The organism is Pseudomonas sp. GW821-FHT12A04, from assembly GCF_058807755.1.
In genome coordinates this window covers 200,122-217,103 of the sequence record NZ_JBXAQZ010000016.1, presented here as the reverse complement: position 1 = coordinate 217,103, position 16,982 = coordinate 200,122, and the positions used below count along the sequence as shown (strand labels likewise).

Below are 16,982 nucleotides of genomic sequence, written 5' to 3'. Positions count from 1 at the left end.
GCGGTAGTTCAGTCGGTTAGAATACCGGCCTGTCACGCCGGGGGTCGCGGGTTCGAGTCCCGTCCGCTGCGCCATATCTGCCCCGAGGCCCACTGAACGCCTTGGAGCTACGAAGAAACCACTGGTTACTTCGAGTCGATAGCAAAGACCCTGGTCGAAAGACCGGGGTTTTTTGTTTCTGCGATTTAAGTTTTTGCGACCCATTCTGCAGGAGCGAGCAAGCACGCTCCTGCTCGGTTGTTGGTATTCGGCAATCAGCCTTGCAAATACACCGCATGAGTATGGGTGTACTCATACAACCCATGCTTGCCATCCGCGCCACCAATACCCGATTTACGCACGCCGGCGTGGAAGCCCTGCATCGCTTCGAAGTTCTCGCGATTGACGTAAGTTTCGCCAAAATCCAGTTCACGCATGGCCTGCATGGTTTTGCTCAGGTCGCGGGTGTAGATCGATGAAGTCAGGCCATAGTCGCAGTCATTGGCCAGGGCGATGGCTTCGTCCAGGTCGTCGATTATCTGGATCGGCAGCACCGGCCCGAAAATCTCTTCGCGCATGATCTCCATGTCCGCGCGGCAACCCGCCAGCACCGTTGGCTGGAAATGGAAGCCATTGGGCAGGTCGGCCATCTGCCCGCCGCTGATCAGGCTTGCGCCCTGGCTCAGCGCGGTGCGGACTTTGCGGTTGACGCTGTCCAGCCCCTGGCGGTTGATCAGCGGACCCATCTCCACGTCGGGCTGGGCAATCGGGTCGCCATAGCGGGTCGCGCTCATTGCTGCCGCGATGCGTTCGATAAATTGATCCGCCACCTTGCGTTCGACATACACCCGCTCGGCACAGTTGCACACCTGCCCGCTGTTGATAATGCGCGAATCGCGGATCGCCCTCACGGCCAGGTCGAGGTCTGCATCCGCCAACACAATAGCCGGAGCCTTGCCGCCCAGCTCCAGATTGAGCTTGGTGATGTTCGGCGCGGCGGCGGCCATTATCCGCGAGCCGGTGTCGACGCTGCCGGTGAAGCTGATCATGTCCACGCCCTTGTGCGAACTCAGGGCGGCGCCGACCTTCCCGTCGCCACAGACCACGTTGAACACACCGGGCGGCAGGTCGGTTTCGGCCACCAGTCGGGCGAATTCGAAGCAGTTGTTCGGGGTTTCTTCACTGGGCTTGATGACGATGGTGTTGCCGGTCAGCAGGGCCGGGGCCATCTTGCGGGCAATCAGGAAGAACGGGAAATTCCACGGCAGGATCCCGGCCACCACGCCCAGTGGTTTGCGGAACAGGAAGATGTTTTCGTTCTGGCGGTCGCTGGTGATGATTTCACCTTCGATGCGCCGGGCCCATTCGGCCATGTAGTCGAGGTAGTCGGCGGTGAAATTGACTTCGACTTCCGCCAGCCCGCTGATCTTGCCTTGTTCCAGAGTGATGGTGCGCGCCAGGTGCGCGACGTTTTCCCGCAGTTTGGCAGCGATCCGGCGCAAGTAACCGGCGCGATCATTGGCCGGTTTGCGCGCCCAGCCTTTCTGGGCGGCACGGGCGGCGGCGAGGGCGCGCTCGACGTCCTCGGCGGTCGAGGCCGGGACTTTCGACAGCACGGCGCCGGTGGCCGGGTTGATCACATCGAGGTGGGCAGCGCTGGCCACGAACTGGCCGTCGATGAAGTTTTCGTAAACAGGCACGGATGACATGGTGCGACTCCTTGGCAGATCAGTAAGTGCGTGACGGCGCTTGAGTGGCAGCGGGTTCGCGGTAGCGGGCGAGGGTGGCCATGGCGCCTTGGCGCAGCAGGCTGATGTCGATGGCCACTGCAATGAACTGGCAGCCCCAGCGCTGGTAGCGGCGGGCGTCTTCTTCGTTGGGGGCGAGGATGCCGCAGGCCTTGCCGGCTGCCAGTGTGGCGTTCACGGCGTATTGAATCCGCTCCTGGACTTCCGGATGGCCGGGGTTGCCGGCGTGGCCCAGGCCGATCGACAAATCCGCCGGGCCGATAAACACCGCATCCACACCCTCGACGGCGGCAATCGCTGCGACGTTTTCCACACCGGTGCGCGATTCCACCTGCACGATCAGGCACAGTTGTTCGTGGGCGGTATTCAGGTAGTCCGGCACGCCGTCCCAGCGGGTGGCGCGGGTCAGGCCGCCGCCGACACCGCGAATGCCGTGGGGCGGGTAGCGCATGGCGCGCACCAGTGCCTGTGCCTGCTCGGCGGTTTCGACCATCGGGATCATCAGCGTCTGTGCGCCGATGTCCAGCAGTTGCTTGATCAGGTTGGCATCGCCATTCACTGCGCGCACCACTGGCGCGGTCGAGTAAGGCGCCACGGCCTGCAATTGAGCGAGTACCCCGGGCACGGTGTTGGGCGCGTGCTCGCCATCGATCAGCATCCAGTCGTAACCGGTGGTGGCGACGATCTCGGCGGCGTAGCCGGTGGCGAACCCGGCCCAGATGCCATATTGGGTCGCTGTGCTGTTCAGCGCGGCCTTGAACGCGTTGTGCGGCATGTTCATGTCGAACTCCTTTCTCAGCGGTTATACGGCCGATGCAGTTGGCATTCGGGGTTGAGGGTCACGCCGAAACCTGGCTGGTCGAGCGCGGACAGGCGCATGCGGCCATTGACCGGCACCGGTTCGCCGAGCAATTGCGGGTGGAACATCGGCACCACTTCGTCGGCCTTCGGTGCCATCATCAGGAACTCGGCGAAGGGGCTGTTATGCCTGGTGGCGACAAAGTGGTAGCTGTACACCGAAGAGCCGTGAGGGATGACCAGCGCGTTGTGGGCATCGGCCAGGGCCGAGATCTTCACCAGTTCAGTGAGGCCGCCGCACCAGCCGACATCCGGCTGGATGATGTCGCAGCAGCCCATCTCCAACAGCATGCGGAAACCCCAGCGCGTGGCTTCGTGTTCGCCGGTGGTCACCAGCATGCCTTTGGGCACGTTGTTGCGCAGGGCCGCGTAGCCCCAGTAGTCGTCCGGCGGCAGGGCTTCTTCGATCCATTTCAAGCCGTATTCGTGGGCGCCAACCGCCAGTTTGGTGGCGTAGTTGAGGTCCAGGCTCATCCAGCAATCGAGCATCAGCCAGAAGTCCGGGCCGACACGCTCGCGCATGGTCGCCAGTTCTTCGAGGTTCTTGCGCAGGCCTTCCTCACCTTCGGCGGGGCCGTGGTGCAGCGGCATCTTGCCGCCGATGAAGCCCATTTTCTGCGCCAGGTCCGGACGGGCGCCGGTGGCGTAGAACTGCAACTCGTCGCGCACCGCACCGCCGAGCAACTGATGCACGGGCTCCTGGCGGATCTTGCCGAGCAAGTCCCACAGCGCCAGGTCGACGCCGGAGATAGTGTTGATGACGATGCCTTTACGCCCGTAATACAGGGTCGACTGGTACATCTGGTCCCAGATTTTTTCGATGTCGGTGACCCGGGCGCCTTCAAGGAAGCGTGCCAGGTGCTTTTCGACAATGTAGGCGGCAGGCTCGCCGCCAGTGGTCACGGCAAAACCGACGGTGCCGTCGCTGGCTTCGATTTCCACCACCAGGGTGCCGAGTACGTTGATGCCGAAGGTGCGGCGGCTCTGACGGTACTCGGGGTATTTGCTCATCGGCGTGGCAATGTGATCGTCGATCCAGTGGCCGTCGGCCTGGTCGTGATAATCCGCGCCGCCGCCTCGCAGAGTGAAAGCGCGGACGTGTTTGATGGTTGGAATGCCCATGGTGTGACTCCTCAGGTTTAAACGGTGGCCGGTTTGTTCGAGGCTTTATGGCCGGGCGCGCGTATGCCCAGCACCAGCAACGCGGCGATGACGGTGGTAGTGGCCAGCACGTACAAGCCTGCTGCCGGTGAGTGGAAGGCGCCTTCGGCCCAGTTCTTCAGCACCGGGGCGATGAAGCCACCGAGAGCGCCGAACGAGTTGATCAGGGCGATCCCGGCCGCGGCGGCGCTGCCGGCGAGGTAGCTGGAGGGGAAGGTCCAGAACACCGGTTGCACGGCGATGAAGCCGGAGGCGGCAAAGCACAGGGCGATGATCCCCAGCAGCGGGTTGCTGAAGGTCACCGAGCAGGTGATCCCGGCGGCGGCCATGAGCAAGGTCAGGCACGCGGTGCGGCGGCGTTCGCCGGTGCGGTCGCTGTAGCCGGGAATCAGGTAGGCGGCGATCAATGCGCAGATCCAGGGGATCGCTGTCACCAGGCCGACCATCAGCCCGACCTTGGTCCCCAGCAGCCCTCCGACCTGGCTCGGCAGATAAAACACCACGCCATAGACGCTGGCCTGGATCAGCAGGTAAATCAGGCACAGGTACAGCACCGAGGGTTGGCAGATCACGTTGAGCAGGCTGCGGCCGTGATTCTGTTTATGGCTGTCTTCCTGATCGAGCAGGCTTTGCACTTGCTGGCGTTCTTCGACAGTCAGCCACTTGGCATCGGCCGGGCGATTGTCCAGATACCAGTAGGCCCAGATGCCCACAGCCGTCGCCATCAGGCCTTCAACGGCAAACAGCCACTGCCAGCCATGGAAGCCGGCGAAGCCGTCCAGTTCCAGCAGCAGGCCGGACAGCGGGCTGCCAAAGATAAACGCCAGCGGTGCACCGAAATAGAAGAAACCCATGGCCTTGCCGCGCACGGCGCTGGGGAACCAGTAGGTGAGGTAGAGGATCACGCCGGGGAAGAAGCCGGCTTCGGCCACGCCCAGCAGAAAGCGCAGGATGTAGAAGCTGGTTTCTGTGTGGGCGAAGACCATGGCGGCGGAGACCAGCCCCCAGGTGACCATGATCCGGCACATCCACAGGCGGGCGCCGACGCGGTGCAGGATCAGGTTGCTCGGCACTTCAAGCAACGCGTAACCCACGAAAAACACCCCGGCGCCGAAGGCGAAGGCGGCATCGCTGATATTGGTGTCGGCTTGAAAGGCTTGTTTGGCGAACCCGACGTTGGCGCGGTCGAGGAAGGCCATGATGTACATCAGCAGGAGAAACGGGAGTAGCCGCCAGGAAATTTTGGCGAGCAGAGGCGCGGGTAGAGTCTTCATCGCAGTTTTCCTTTGGTAGGGCATTTGTTCTTATGGGGAAGACTGTACGGCCGCTGATCGATGCGTTACAAATCGAATCTAGCTCACAACTGATACCTTCAGGGTATTGATAAAAAAGGCCCGTCATGACCACGCCGATCATCTCCCGCAGCCTGCTCAATCGCCTGCGTTACAAGCATCTGCACATGTTGGTGACGCTCAGCAGCAGCCAGAACCTGCACCGCGCTTCGCAAAGCCTGAACATGTCGCAACCGGCGGCAACCCGCATGCTCCATGAGATTGAAGACATGTTCGGCTGCGATCTGTTCGAACGCCTGCCGCGGGGGATGCGCCCGACAGCGTTGGGCCAGGAGCTGATTCGCTTTGCCGAGTCGGCCCTCAGTGGCCTCGACCGTTGTGCCGAGGATCTGATGGCGCGGCAGCTGGGCGGCTACGGCTATCTGTCGATCGGTACCATCATGGGCGCGGCGCCGGGCCTGGTGATGGATTCGATTGCTGAAATCAAGTCGCTCAATCCGCAGCTGCGGATCCGCATCATGGGCGACACCAGCGACCAGGTGATCCAGTTGCTGGAGCAGGGGCGCATCGACCTGGCCATCGCCCGGCGCAATGCCGCCACCGACAGTGAGCATTACGTCTTCGAGCAACTGGGTAACGAACGCTTGCTGGTGGTGGTGCACGCCGGCCACCCGCTGGCGCGACGCAAAAAACTGGAGATGGCGGAGCTGGTCAGCGGTTGGCCGTGGATCCTGCAACCGGAAACCAGTCCGGCGCGCATCGGTCTGGATCAGGCGTTGCAGCGCCTGGCGTTGCCGTTGCCGGCAGACATCATCGAATGCAGTTCGGTGTACTCCATGCAGCAACTGATTCAGCTGACCGACGCGATCATGGTCCTGTCGGAAACCGCATTGCGCGACTATCTTAAAATGGGCCTGGTGGTGGCGCTGCCGGTGGAACTGGATGTGCAGATGGCGCCCTTCGGGTTGTTGTTGCGCAAGGGCGAGCACATCAGCCGGGAGTTGGGGTTGTTCATCGATCTGCTGCGTCGAAAAGCCGCGGTTTTTTGATTTCTTGGTCAGTTTTTAGTTTTCCGCGAAGGCATAAGCCTATAAACTTAACCTTTCGGTCAGCTTTGCACTGTCAACAACAGCCCTTTGCATCGTCGAAAAGGGCTTCTGCAAGACTCGAGATTTCCAGAACATAACCAGAAGGGCGGACCCCATAACCGCCCAGAGGATGATCCATGTCCAACCGTGATATATCCCGGCGCTCGTTCCTTCAGGGCGGGCTGGTAGCGGGTGTGAGCGTGACGCTCACGCCATTGAGCAGCCAGGCGCTGGCCGCCTTGATGGAAAACAGCGTGACCGTGCCGTCCGAGCAGTGGCTCGGCAACAATGGCAAGGCGCGCGCCCGTAACGATGCCTTGTCCAAGGTCTGCGGCAGCAAGGTCTTTGCCCGCGACATCCGCGCCAAGGACATGCCGGGCTGGCCGCAGCAGCAAGGCCACGCCATGCTGCTCAAAACCATCAAGGCCGACCACATCTTTGCAGGCATCGACCTGTCGTGGCTCGGTGCCGAGTTGCAACCGGACCGCATCGTCACCGCCGAAGACCTGGTCAAGGACGGTATCGTGTTCCCCGAGGAGCACGCCCCGGATCCGCTGTTGCCGGCCGGCAAGGTGCCGATGTTCATCGGCCACCCGGTGGCGATCCTGATCTGGAACGACTTCGAGCGCTTCCGTCAGGCCAAGAACCAACTCAAATTCAATGACAAGGCGATTCGTTACGGTGCCCAGGTGCCGTTCTACGAAGGCGATCCGTACGGCAGCTTCCGCTACGTGCGCGTCGGCGGCGCGACCTCGGCGGACGAAGACGAATTCGCCAGCCTCAAGGATTCGATTCTGTTCCCGATGCTGAAAAACCGTCGTCCGGTGTGGAACTCCCAGCCGAACCTGCACGGCAACTTGACCGAGCGCGGGTTGTTCTACGCCGAGCGCATGAAGCAGCAGATCGATGCGCCGCCGGACAACTGGCTGGTGTTCGACGAGCGCTACAAGACCCCGTCGATCGAACCGGCCGCCCTCGAGCCGGACAACGGCAACGGTTGGTACGACCCGGCCACCAAGACCCTGCATTTCGTCGTCGCCACCCAGTGTCCGCTGGAAGCCGCGACCGAAACCGCGAAGATGATCGCGCCGTCGCGTTTCGGCCTGGCCAACCTGAACATGCACCCGGGTTACACCGTCGGTTACGGCTCCAAGGACCACAACATTTTCGTCTACTACGCAGCCCTCGCGGCGTTGTACGGCGCGGGTGTACCGGTACGCCTGGCCAACGATCGCTATGAGCAGTTCCAGAGCGGCATCAAGCGTCACCCGTTCGACATTCGCTACCAATTGGCGGTGGACAAGAACGACCACAGCTTCAAGATTTTCCGCTCCGAGATGAGCGTCGACGGTGGCGGACGAATCAACTACAGCCCATCGGTGGCTGCGGTGGGCGCTACGGCGGCACAGTCGATCTACTACATGCCGCAGAACGATCTGCAGGTCACGGCTTATCACTCCCGCGCCGTTGAAGCCGGGTCGATGCGTGGCTACGGCACCCTGCAAAGCATGGCGGCGACCGAGATGATGGTCGATGAAATCGCCGGTCGCCTCGGTGTCGATGCGATTGAGCTGCGTCGCAAGAACGCACTGCGCTCGGGCATGAAAAACACCCAGGGCGCGATCCCGGCCGGTGCCTTGCGCCTGCACGAGATTCTCGACAAGGCCGCGGTTCACGAAGTCTGGAAAAACCGCGAGGCGATCAAGAAACAACGCGAAGCCGCCGATCCGGACAACTGGTACGGGGTGGGTTTCGCCATCTGCCAGAAAGACTTCGGTACCGGTTCCGAAGCGCCGATGGCCAGCATTGAATTCACCGCCGAAGGTCGCATCAGCCTGCGCCACATCGGTATCGAAATCGGCACTGGCATGTCCACCTCTCAGGCCATGGTCGTGGCCGATTTCCTCGGTGTTCCGGCGCACGAAGTGAAGACCGGCGAAACCGAATGGAAAGAGTTGCAGCTGGTCAGTGGCGGCAACCCGTACATCATGAGCCAGGCCGAGCAGGACAACTTCCTGCGCAATCCGCGCTGGGTCGGCAAGGTCGCTTCGGCTTCGTCGGCCACCAACTCGGCGTACTACTTCAGCCACGCGACCCGTGAAGCGGCGCGCGTGCTGTTCAACCACGGCCTGTGGCCGGCGGCGCTGGAAATCTGGCGACAAGGCCCTTACGGCGGTCAGGCCAACCCTTACGTGGTGCGTCGCGAAGACGCCCATTGGGTCGACGGCAAACTCACGGCGAACGGTATGGAGCCACTGCCATTCGCCATGCTGGCCAAGCGCGTTCACGAGCGTGGCCTGGTGAGTGGCGCCACCGTGCACGGTTTCAACCGCTGGAGCTGGGCCGAGGCCGAGTTCAGCATCGACGGCGTGCGTGAGCGCTTGCCGCTCGACGGTCTGGCCGTGAAGTACGGCGACGGTGCACCGAAGGCGAAGAAAGCGCAGATGAACAGCGCCGGTTTCCATCTGCTGGATCGGCAGGAAATCGCCTACCCGGCGACCCAGCTGAACAACGCGGCGGTGACTTACTACAGCCCGGTCGCGACGCTGGTGGAAGTGAAGGTCAACAAGGGTTCGAACGAAGTGTCGGTACTCAACCATCACTCGTGGGTCGAGTGCGGTCGGGTGCTGGTGGAAGAACTGGTCAGGGGTCAGCTCGAAGGCGGGATCGCCATGGGCATCGGCCATGCGCTGATGGAAGAGATGCCGTTGTACGAAGGCGGGCCGGGGGAGGGTGACTGGAACTTCAACCGTTACCGCTTGCCGATGGCGCGTCACGTCGCGGTGTGGAAACAGACTGCGGAAATCCTGCCGCCATTGTCGCCGAGCGACCCGTCCAAGGGCATCGCCGAGGTGGTGATGATCCCGGTGGTCGGTGCCATCGGTAACGCCGTGGCCCATGCCATCGGTAAACGTGTCCGCGACCTGCCTATCACTTCTGCACGCATCAAGGAGGCCCTCAATGGCTAACCGTCCGCTTCAACTGACCCTCAACGGTCAATCCGTCGGCCCGGTGGACATCCCTGATGACCTGCCGATGATCGACTACCTGCACGAATACAAGAACCTCACCGGTTCGCGCCTGGGCTGCGGCCAGGGCATCTGCCACGCCTGCGTGGTGATTGTCGACAACCCGGACGGCACCAGTGAAGAAGTGCGCACTTGCATCACCGGCGCGCACTATTTCGAAGGCAAGAAGGTTCGGACCATCGAAGGCCATGCGACCTGCGACGAGCAGGGCAAGGTCACCGAGCTGAACCCGATCCAGCAGCGCTTCGTCGACGAGTTCGCCTTCCAGTGCAGCTACTGCGCGCCGGGCTTCGTGAATGCCGCGACCGTGCTGGTGGAAAAGCTGCAGCGTCAGCCCATCGTCAAAAGCCAGCTGGAAAAAGTCATCGAGGACAGCCTCGGTCATCACATCTGCCGTTGCACCGGGTACGTGCGCTACTACAGCGCCACCCGCAACGTGCTGACCGATCTCGGCCTGGTCAAGGAGGGTTAAGCATGAAGCTTCTACTTAGCCGCCTGGCGTTGGCGGTTGGTCTGGCTGCGCCTGTGGTGGCAGCTCACGCCGATGATGCGCAGGTCAAGCAAGGCGAGTACCTCGCCCGCGCCGCCGACTGCATGGCGTGCCACACCGCACCGGGTGGCGCGCCGTACGCGGGCGGCCTGCCGATCGTGTCGCCGTTCGGCACGATCTACGGCACCAACATCACCCCGAGCAAAGAGCACGGTATCGGTCTGTACAACGATGACGAGTTCTTCGCCGCGCTGACCGAAGGCAAGCGCCGTGATGGCGCGAACCTGTATCCGGCGATGCCCTACACCTCGTATCACCTGATCCCGCGTGCAGATTCCGACGCGATTCATGCCTACCTGAAAACCGTCGAGCCGATCGAACGCGCGGCACCGGTCACCAGCCTGAGCTTCCCGTTCAACGTGCGCCTGGGCCTGATGGGCTGGAACATGATGTACGGCAAGGACGTGAAGCTGGAACCGGCTGAAGGCAAAAGCGAAGCCTGGAAGCGCGGTCAGTACATGGTCGACGTGCTGGGGCACTGTGGCGAGTGCCACACCCCGCGCGGCCTGCCCGGTGCTATGCAGATGGACAAACGCATGACCGGCGGCATTCTCAATGGTTATCTGGCACCGAGCCTGCTGGCCACTGACCTGGCGGCCCGTGGCTGGAATCATCAGGACCTGAGCTCGTTCCTCAAACACGGCATGAGCGCCCAGGGCACGATGTTCAACGAGATGTTCCCGGTGTTCCACAACAGCACCCAGGGCCTCAGCGATCCGGATCTGGCGGCGATGGCGACTTTCCTGCTCGGCGATCAGCCGCCTGCGGCGAAAGTGCTCGTCGAAGTGCCGTTGGACAAACTGAGCCCGAGTGCCCAGCGTGGCCGTCAGGAATATTTGAATGTCTGCGCCGGTTGCCATGCGCCGGGCGGTGAGGGCAAACCGCACATCGCCGTCGCCATGCGCGGCAACACCACGCTGCGCCTGGAAGATCCGCGCAACCTGGTGCGGGTGATCGACGACGGTATCGGTGAGCAGAAGTTCTCCGGATTCGAACACATGCAACCGATGCCAGGGTTTGTCGATAAGCTGAATGACGAACAACTCACGGACCTGCTGAACTACCTGCGTCAGGGCTGGGGTGGTCAGCCGAATGATCTGGCAGTGAACGACGTGCAGAAGTTGCGGGCCGATGCGCCGCCGCTCGAGCACAAGGCCCACTGATATGCAGCATCTGGATCTGCAAGTGGTGCGTCGGGCGCTGGAGTGGTCGGCGGCTGGTCAGCGCATCTGGCTGTGTACGGTGCTGGCCACTTACGGCTCGGCACCGCGCGCACCGGGTTCGCTGCTGGCGGTGAACACGCAGGGGCACTGGATTGGCTCGCTGTCCGGTGGCTGTGTCGAGGAAGACTTTCTCGAGCGGGTCGCCGAGGGCGCGTTTCTGGAGCCAGTTTGCGTTGTTCGTTACGGCGAAGGCGACGATCCACGCTCACGCGTCAGCCTGCCCTGTGGCGGGGTGCTGGATGTACTGGTCGAGAAGCTTGATGCCGATTGCGAGGTACAAGCGCATCTGCGGGAGCTGGAGTCGGCGCTGTTGGGCCGACGTCGGTTGATCCGCGAAGTGGATCTGCAAAGCGGTGCGCGCAGCCTGTTCGATGATCGTGAGCAGGGTGTGCGTATCGAGCGTGAAATCGATCGGGTGCGTGTACGTGTCGGCGCGGCTCAGCGCTTGCTGCTGGCGGGGTATTCCAGTGTCGCCCAGGCCTGTGCGGAGTTTGCCGTGGGGCTTGGGTTCGAGGTGATTCTGTGTGACCCGCGGGACGAAGTGCTTGAAGGCGTCGTGCTGGAAAACGTGGAGATTCGCCGTCAACTGCCGTCGGTGTTCATCGCTGACGGCGGTTGCCACAGCGACACGGCGGTGGTGGCGTTGACCCATGATCCACGTATCGATGACCTGGCAATGATGGAGGCTGTTCGCACCGAGGCGTTCTACATCGGTGTGATGGGCTCCATGCAGACCTCGCAAAAGCGCTTCGAGCGGTTGCGGCGTATTGGTGGCTTGGGCGATGCCGAACTGGCGCGGATTCATGCGCCGATCGGCTTGAACCTGGGCAGCAAGACGCCAGCCGAGATTGCCCTGGCGGTACTGGCGGACATCCTGCGGATTCGCAGCGGTATCCCACGAGATCGTCTCTAACCCCCAAAACCTGTGGGAGCGAGCTTGCTCGCGATGAGGTCGTAACATCCAACACATTCGTTGGTTGCCAGACCGATATCGCGAGCAGGCTCGCTCCCACAATGTATTGCGTGTCGCTTAGTACCCGAACTTGTCCCGCAATCCGTAATACCACGCACCCAATGCCGCAAACGGTGTGCGCAGCAACTGGCCGCCGGGGAACGGGTAGTGGGGCAGGTCGGCAAAGGCGTCAAAACGCTCGGCCTGGCCGCGCAGCGCTTCGGCCAGCACCTTGCCCGCCAGGTGCGTGTAGGTCACGCCATGGCCGCTGCAGCCCTGGGAATAGTAGATGTTGTCGCCCAGGCGTCCGACCTGGGGCAGGCGCGACAGGGTCAGCAGGAAGTTGCCCGTCCACGCGTAATCGATCTTCACGTCCTTGAGCTGCGGGAAGGCCTTGAGCATCTTCGGCCGGATGATCGCTTCGATGTTCGCCGGATCCCGTGCGCCGTACACCACGCCACCACCGAAAATCAGACGCTTGTCGCCGCTGAGGCGGTAGTAGTCGAGCAGGTAATTGCAGTCTTCGACGCAGTAATCCTGAGGCAGCAATGTCTTGGCCAGTTCTTCACTCAGTGGCTCGGTGGTAATCACCTGTGTGCCGCAAGGCATCGACTTGGCGGCCAGTTCCGGCACCAGATTGCCCAGATAAGCGTTGCCGGCGACGATGATGAATTTGGCTCGGACCTTACCCTGCGGCGTATGCACCATCGGGCTGGCGCCGCGCTCGATGCGTATGGCCGGCGACTGCTCATAGATCGTCCCGCCCAGGGACTCGACCGCCGCCGCTTCACCCAGCGCCAGGTTAAGCGGATGGATGTGGCCGCCACTCATGTCGAGCATCCCGCCGACGTATTGATCGCAGGCCACCACTTCGCGGATGCGGCGTTGATCCATCAACTCAAGCTGGGTGTGCCCGAAACGCTCCCACAGGCGCTTCTGGGATTCGAGATGACCCATCTGCTTGGCAGTCATCGCGGCGAACACGCCACCGTCCTTCAAGTCGCAATGAATGTTGTACCTGGCGACCCGCTCACGAATGATTCGCCCACCCTCGAACGCCATCTGCCCCAACAATTGAGCCTGCTTGGGACCGACCGTGCGCTCGATGACATCGATATCGCGGCTATAGCTGTTCACGATCTGGCCGCCATTACGCCCGGACGCCCCGAAACCCACCCTGGCCGCCTCGAGCACCGTGACCTTGAAGCCGTTCTCCAGCAGAAACAGGGCAGCGGACAGCCCCGTATAACCGGCGCCAATCACACAGACATCGGTCTCCACGTCATCCTGCAACGCCGGGCGCGGTGGAACCGCATTGGCCGATGCGGCGTAATAGGATTCTGGGTAGGGAGTGTTAGCCATCCGGCAGCCTCTGTTTAATATATTTTACGAGTGCGTTGATCCTACCCGAGTTGAAAATCGCCCGCCAGCACCCGGAAAATCTTCTTTGTACCGGCAAAATTAAATATTTTGCATATTCATAGGGTTAGCGCGAAAAAAGGTGTTGACACCCCTCCGGAATTCCGTAGAATGCCGCCTCACAGCAGGCACGTAGCTCAGTTGGTTAGAGCACCACCTTGACATGGTGGGGGTCGTTGGTTCGAGTCCAATCGCGCCTACCAAACAAAATCCGCTCTGCTGGGCGGTCTAGAAGGGCTCACCGAAAGGTGGGCCCTTTTTTGTTGTCTGCGATTTGCAAACTCCCCGCTCAAAACGCCAACTTGGCGCCCACCTCCATGTACTCGATTTACTTTTCGTCGTGCCCCTCCTGATAGTGCTTCGTCATCTTCTCGTCTGCATGCCCCATCAGCGCTTGGAAGGACTCCTGTGGGAATTTCTACCGCTCGTACAGCCATGTCCACAAGGCTCGGATCTCATGAAAAGTGGGGCGCTCGCCGGCCGGTACGTGGTCGTAGGTGTGCGCGGCGCCTGCAGACATTCACTGACAACCTCACGTAGCGCGGCCCGCATAGCGTTTCATCGCCCTCCGTTCACCGGCAGGTTCAATGTTATTTTTTTTCAGGGTTGTGTTCGGGACACTTGGCGTTGCGCTGGGTAAAGTCATTACCGCTTGCCCGGCCTGGTGTGTTTCAGATGGATTACTGAATGGCCAGCAACTGGTCAGGGTGGGCACCAATTCGAGACAAGGTGCAGGCGACAAAAACCAAGTAGTTCAGCGTGGCGGATCTGCCACTGCTTTCGCACCTTGCAGGTGTTCAGCGCACGCCCCTTGTCGGGGCCGCCTCTGCCGGAGAAGTCAAAGCCCTGGCAAGGCGATAAGAACGGCAAGGCCTCTTTACTTGGGCCAAAGCCTCAAGCAGATGATCCTTCGCCTCGTCGAAGGTGCATTCGCGCCTCCCCCCCCCAAAAAAAACAGAACATGACTTTGAGCTGCCGCTTGCTGAAGTCACGTAGCCACAATGGCCGCTTCCGGTTTAGCGATCCGCAGGTGCTCACGCCAGAGCCGTTCGAAGGGGATAATCATGCCCCGCGCGCACTGGGTAGTGCAGTAGCGCAGATCGGCCAGCACCCTGTCGACGCTGTTGTCCGGCATGCTCTTCATCACCTTGACGCATGTGTTAAACGCCATTCAAGTGATGATTGATGCACATGATCAAGCAGTCACCACGGCTTCTTACTGTACGGAGGAAGTTGTTGCCTTTAGTGGGCTTCTTGGATTTCACTTGCAGTCTACTGTGGCACATGGGCAATCCTTTGTAATTATAAGGGTCCTTATTTAACTTCATAAGGATTTCCTCGTTGCCAATAACACGCTCCTCACTGCTTGTTAGTAAGTCAAGCACTACACATTTCATGCGGGTTAATTTGATAATCGTCAGGTTGTTAGACGACAGGCGTTGGGGTTTGTTAAACACTCAAGTTTGTAACGTCGACCTATTGATGCGATCAGATACACACTTAGAGCCGCGCTGGTCGATCCAGGCAGCAACTTCATCGAGGGCAATAAAGTCTTCGTCGGAAGGATTGAGCGGGGCGGCGGTAAGACATTCTGATATCGCGCTTCCTCCATGCAAAAAAATCGTAGCCAAGAGGTGCGCACACTGTAGGTAGCAGGCGAAAAAAAACCGCATGGGCGGGCTTAACGGGTGAGAAAAAAAGGTGGGTGCTGATCCGTCAGCATATATTGAGTTTCGTTAGTGAGTTACGGCGCCGCTGTAGTGCGGGACAACTGGATTGCCTTCAGGCTTCTTGTTGCTTTTGTGGGTGAAGGGCGTGGCGAATGATTCAGGTAGGTGCTACTTCCCATGACCGTTGGCGTAATTAACGAGGGAGTCCATAGAAACTCTTGGTTTTTATTCTCGTCTTTAACGTTTTTCAGGCGCCAAATATTTGAACTTTTTAAGTTGATCGAAAAGCGATTGGTCTTAGCGCGATTTATTCATACGCCCCATTACAATCTCAGCCATAAGTAAGAAAGCGTCAAACTGGAACAAGCGGCGAGGAGTACTGCAACCCAATAAAAGACAAAATATTGACAACAAAAAACAGTCACATTCTCCCTATTAAGTCGGTGATATATCATGATCAAGATCATGGCCTGCTTTTTAATAGGAGCTGTAACTGCAGGATGCAACGGCATCGTAAAACCCGACTTTTCGGGATCTGCGAATGATTCATATTTTTTAGTCTACTCGGGCTTTCCCGCACCGTATCTATACATGGCCTCGGCCGTGCAATGGAACGAGGACTACGCCGTAACCACTCGCCACACTCCGTTCATCCCCAACGTGAAGTACAGCTGCAGCACAGGTTGTGATCTCGTCTTCATCCTGCACAAGGCCAACGGCCGCTACCCGTCATGGCGCGCACCGCGTGTGGGCGAGAGCATAACTGCCGTTGGGGCGAGTCCTTACTTCATGACCACTACCGGGAAGGGCAAGGTGTATGAAACGCCTTTCGTCAATGCCGCTGAACACAGCGGTGATCTCTATGCCATCCACGATGCCCCGCTGATCAAGGGCATGTCGGGCGGGCCGGTCCTTGCAAGTGACGGCCATATTGTCGGCATCAATATTGGTTTCTATTCAACCACCCTGAACGATGTGAGCAATCACTCCGGCGTAAAGGGGGCTGAGAGGCTCAGCATCTTTATTCCATACTCGATCATTCAGCGCGAGTGGGGGATATTGCAGGCAAAACTTGACGACCCGCACGGTGCGAAGTATGTCGCGAAATAACTTTTAGCTTTCAACCCATTGGCCATCGCGCGTACCCGGCAAAGTCCGCTCTGGCGGGCGGCCTGGAAGGGCTCACCGAAAGGTGGGCCCTTTTTGTTGTCCCGGATTTCTTCAGGTGTTCACAACGTATCGGGCTCGTTCACGCTGGGCAATGTGAACGTTGATGCGGGCGCGACGATTGCTGAGCGGATACCGGGCCACCAGTGATTGCCAGGTAATCGTTCAGATCGTCGCCAGCCTCAATAGGCGTCAGAGGGCAAAGGTCGCTGCAAGGCCGTGGTGGCCTTCCTGTGTTCCCGCGATCAGGTGCATTGGGATGTTCTGTTGTACTTCAATGGAAGGTACTTCGAAGCTCCCTACGATCTGGAGGTGGCGCTCGCTCAGTTCGGTCGACTTTCCTGCTTTTTCCTTGGCCATTCTCGCGTGGTTCATTGCGATTTCGTTGAGCGTTGACACGTTACATCTCCCGGTGACTGACCAAGCGTATCGCTGGCGTCCTTAAGCATTGATTGAATGGCTGCGGCGTCAGAATCCTGTCATTCCGGCGCTGCTACGGGCGATCTTAGCAAGCCTCAAGCCACGGATACGGGCGAATTCCTCGTTGTGTTCCGGCAGGCGACGAATGGCGGGTACCTGTGAATGATGGTCCGGATTTTTTGTTATTCAGGCGTAAACTAGCAAGGCGACCTTATCAAAAGGAGCCGCCTATGAACGCCGATCAAATGAGCAAACAGGCACCTGTGGACACGACTGTCTGGGATCGATATTTCTGCGCTGCATTGATTGCCGAAAGCAATCTGACTGCCCCGATTGTGGGCGAGGCTACTCACGAGGACAGGCAGAACCTGTTGATCGAGAGGGCCAGAGTCCTCGCGGATAAAATGATGCAAAACCGAAGATAAC

14 protein-coding genes and 1 tRNA gene are annotated in these 16,982 nt (G+C 60.1%); 8 read left to right on the top strand and 7 right to left on the bottom strand.

Features of this window, described 5'->3' with window-relative positions; genetic code table 11:
• Nucleotides 1-254: 254 nt before the first annotated feature.
• From aldA to AC1RS8_RS24410, 4 genes are read right to left on the bottom strand one after another with little or no spacing between them, the layout of a single operon-like run.
• A complete protein-coding gene (gene aldA / locus AC1RS8_RS24425) occupies nucleotides 255-1,688 on the bottom strand; it encodes an aldehyde dehydrogenase (RefSeq protein ID WP_489340142.1) in 1,434 nt (477 codons plus the stop codon).
• 19 nt (nucleotides 1,689-1,707) lie between these two features.
• Entirely contained in the window at nucleotides 1,708-2,508 is an 801-nt protein-coding gene (locus tag AC1RS8_RS24420; RefSeq protein WP_429521211.1) for an aldolase/citrate lyase family protein, read from the bottom strand.
• Nucleotides 2,509-2,522: 14 nt separating this feature from the next.
• Entirely contained in the window at nucleotides 2,523-3,707 is a 1,185-nt protein-coding gene (gene rhmD, locus AC1RS8_RS24415; protein ID WP_340314161.1) for an L-rhamnonate dehydratase, read from the bottom strand.
• Nucleotides 3,708-3,724: 17 nt separating this feature from the next.
• Nucleotides 3,725-5,020, bottom strand: a complete 1,296-nt coding sequence (locus AC1RS8_RS24410; protein WP_493163843.1) for an MFS transporter — start codon at nucleotides 5,018-5,020, stop codon at nucleotides 3,725-3,727.
• 125 nt (nucleotides 5,021-5,145) lie between these two features.
• On the opposite strand from AC1RS8_RS24410, the gene AC1RS8_RS24405 reads away from it, so the two are divergent.
• The 5 genes from AC1RS8_RS24405 to AC1RS8_RS24385 all read left to right on the top strand — a co-directional run bounded on the left by AC1RS8_RS24405 (nucleotide 5,146) and on the right by AC1RS8_RS24385 (nucleotide 11,841).
• Nucleotides 5,146-6,087, top strand: coding sequence for a LysR family transcriptional regulator (locus AC1RS8_RS24405; protein WP_057715562.1), 942 nt, complete (start codon nucleotides 5,146-5,148; stop codon nucleotides 6,085-6,087).
• Nucleotides 6,088-6,263: 176 nt separating this feature from the next.
• On the top strand, nucleotides 6,264-9,095 hold the full coding sequence (locus AC1RS8_RS24400; protein ID WP_489340144.1) for a xanthine dehydrogenase family protein molybdopterin-binding subunit: 2,832 nt from the start codon (nucleotides 6,264-6,266) through the stop codon (nucleotides 9,093-9,095).
• Nucleotides 9,088-9,627, top strand: coding sequence for a (2Fe-2S)-binding protein (locus tag AC1RS8_RS24395; RefSeq protein WP_015095868.1), 540 nt, complete (start codon nucleotides 9,088-9,090; stop codon nucleotides 9,625-9,627). The genes AC1RS8_RS24400 and AC1RS8_RS24395 overlap by 8 nt, the downstream gene beginning before the upstream one ends.
• A gap of 2 nt (nucleotides 9,628-9,629) precedes the next feature.
• Complete coding sequence (locus AC1RS8_RS24390; RefSeq protein ID WP_218496545.1) at nucleotides 9,630-10,868, top strand: cytochrome c; 1,239 nt, start codon at nucleotides 9,630-9,632, stop codon at nucleotides 10,866-10,868.
• Nucleotide 10,869: 1 nt separating this feature from the next.
• Nucleotides 10,870-11,841 carry an XdhC family protein gene (locus AC1RS8_RS24385; protein ID WP_489340145.1) on the top strand — a complete coding sequence of 324 codons (972 nt, stop codon included), beginning with the start codon at nucleotides 10,870-10,872 and terminating at the stop codon, nucleotides 11,839-11,841.
• Between the two features lie 117 nt (nucleotides 11,842-11,958).
• Here AC1RS8_RS24385 and AC1RS8_RS24380 read toward each other — a convergent pair whose 3' ends face one another.
• Nucleotides 11,959-13,242 (bottom strand): NAD(P)/FAD-dependent oxidoreductase, encoded by a 1,284-nt coding sequence (locus AC1RS8_RS24380; RefSeq protein ID WP_489340146.1) that lies wholly within the window; start codon nucleotides 13,240-13,242, stop codon nucleotides 11,959-11,961.
• Between the two features lie 183 nt (nucleotides 13,243-13,425).
• Between AC1RS8_RS24380 and AC1RS8_RS24375 the strand changes: the two genes are divergently transcribed.
• Nucleotides 13,426-13,502 (top strand) — tRNA-Val (locus AC1RS8_RS24375).
• A gap of 785 nt (nucleotides 13,503-14,287) precedes the next feature.
• Here the strand turns inward: AC1RS8_RS24375 and AC1RS8_RS24370 are convergent.
• Nucleotides 14,288-14,470, bottom strand: a complete 183-nt coding sequence (locus tag AC1RS8_RS24370; RefSeq protein WP_057715557.1) for a hypothetical protein — start codon at nucleotides 14,468-14,470, stop codon at nucleotides 14,288-14,290.
• 952 nt (nucleotides 14,471-15,422) lie between these two features.
• Here AC1RS8_RS24370 and AC1RS8_RS24365 point away from each other — a divergent pair.
• Nucleotides 15,423-16,079, top strand: a complete 657-nt coding sequence (locus AC1RS8_RS24365; protein WP_057715556.1) for a trypsin-like peptidase domain-containing protein — start codon at nucleotides 15,423-15,425, stop codon at nucleotides 16,077-16,079.
• 249 nt (nucleotides 16,080-16,328) lie between these two features.
• Here AC1RS8_RS24365 and AC1RS8_RS24360 read toward each other — a convergent pair whose 3' ends face one another.
• Nucleotides 16,329-16,535 carry a hypothetical protein gene (locus AC1RS8_RS24360; protein WP_349736833.1) on the bottom strand — a complete coding sequence of 69 codons (207 nt, stop codon included), beginning with the start codon at nucleotides 16,533-16,535 and terminating at the stop codon, nucleotides 16,329-16,331.
• 251 nt (nucleotides 16,536-16,786) lie between these two features.
• On the opposite strand from AC1RS8_RS24360, the gene AC1RS8_RS24355 reads away from it, so the two are divergent.
• Nucleotides 16,787-16,981 carry a hypothetical protein gene (locus AC1RS8_RS24355; RefSeq protein WP_057715554.1) on the top strand — a complete coding sequence of 65 codons (195 nt, stop codon included), beginning with the start codon at nucleotides 16,787-16,789 and terminating at the stop codon, nucleotides 16,979-16,981.
• Nucleotide 16,982: the final 1 nt, after the last annotated feature.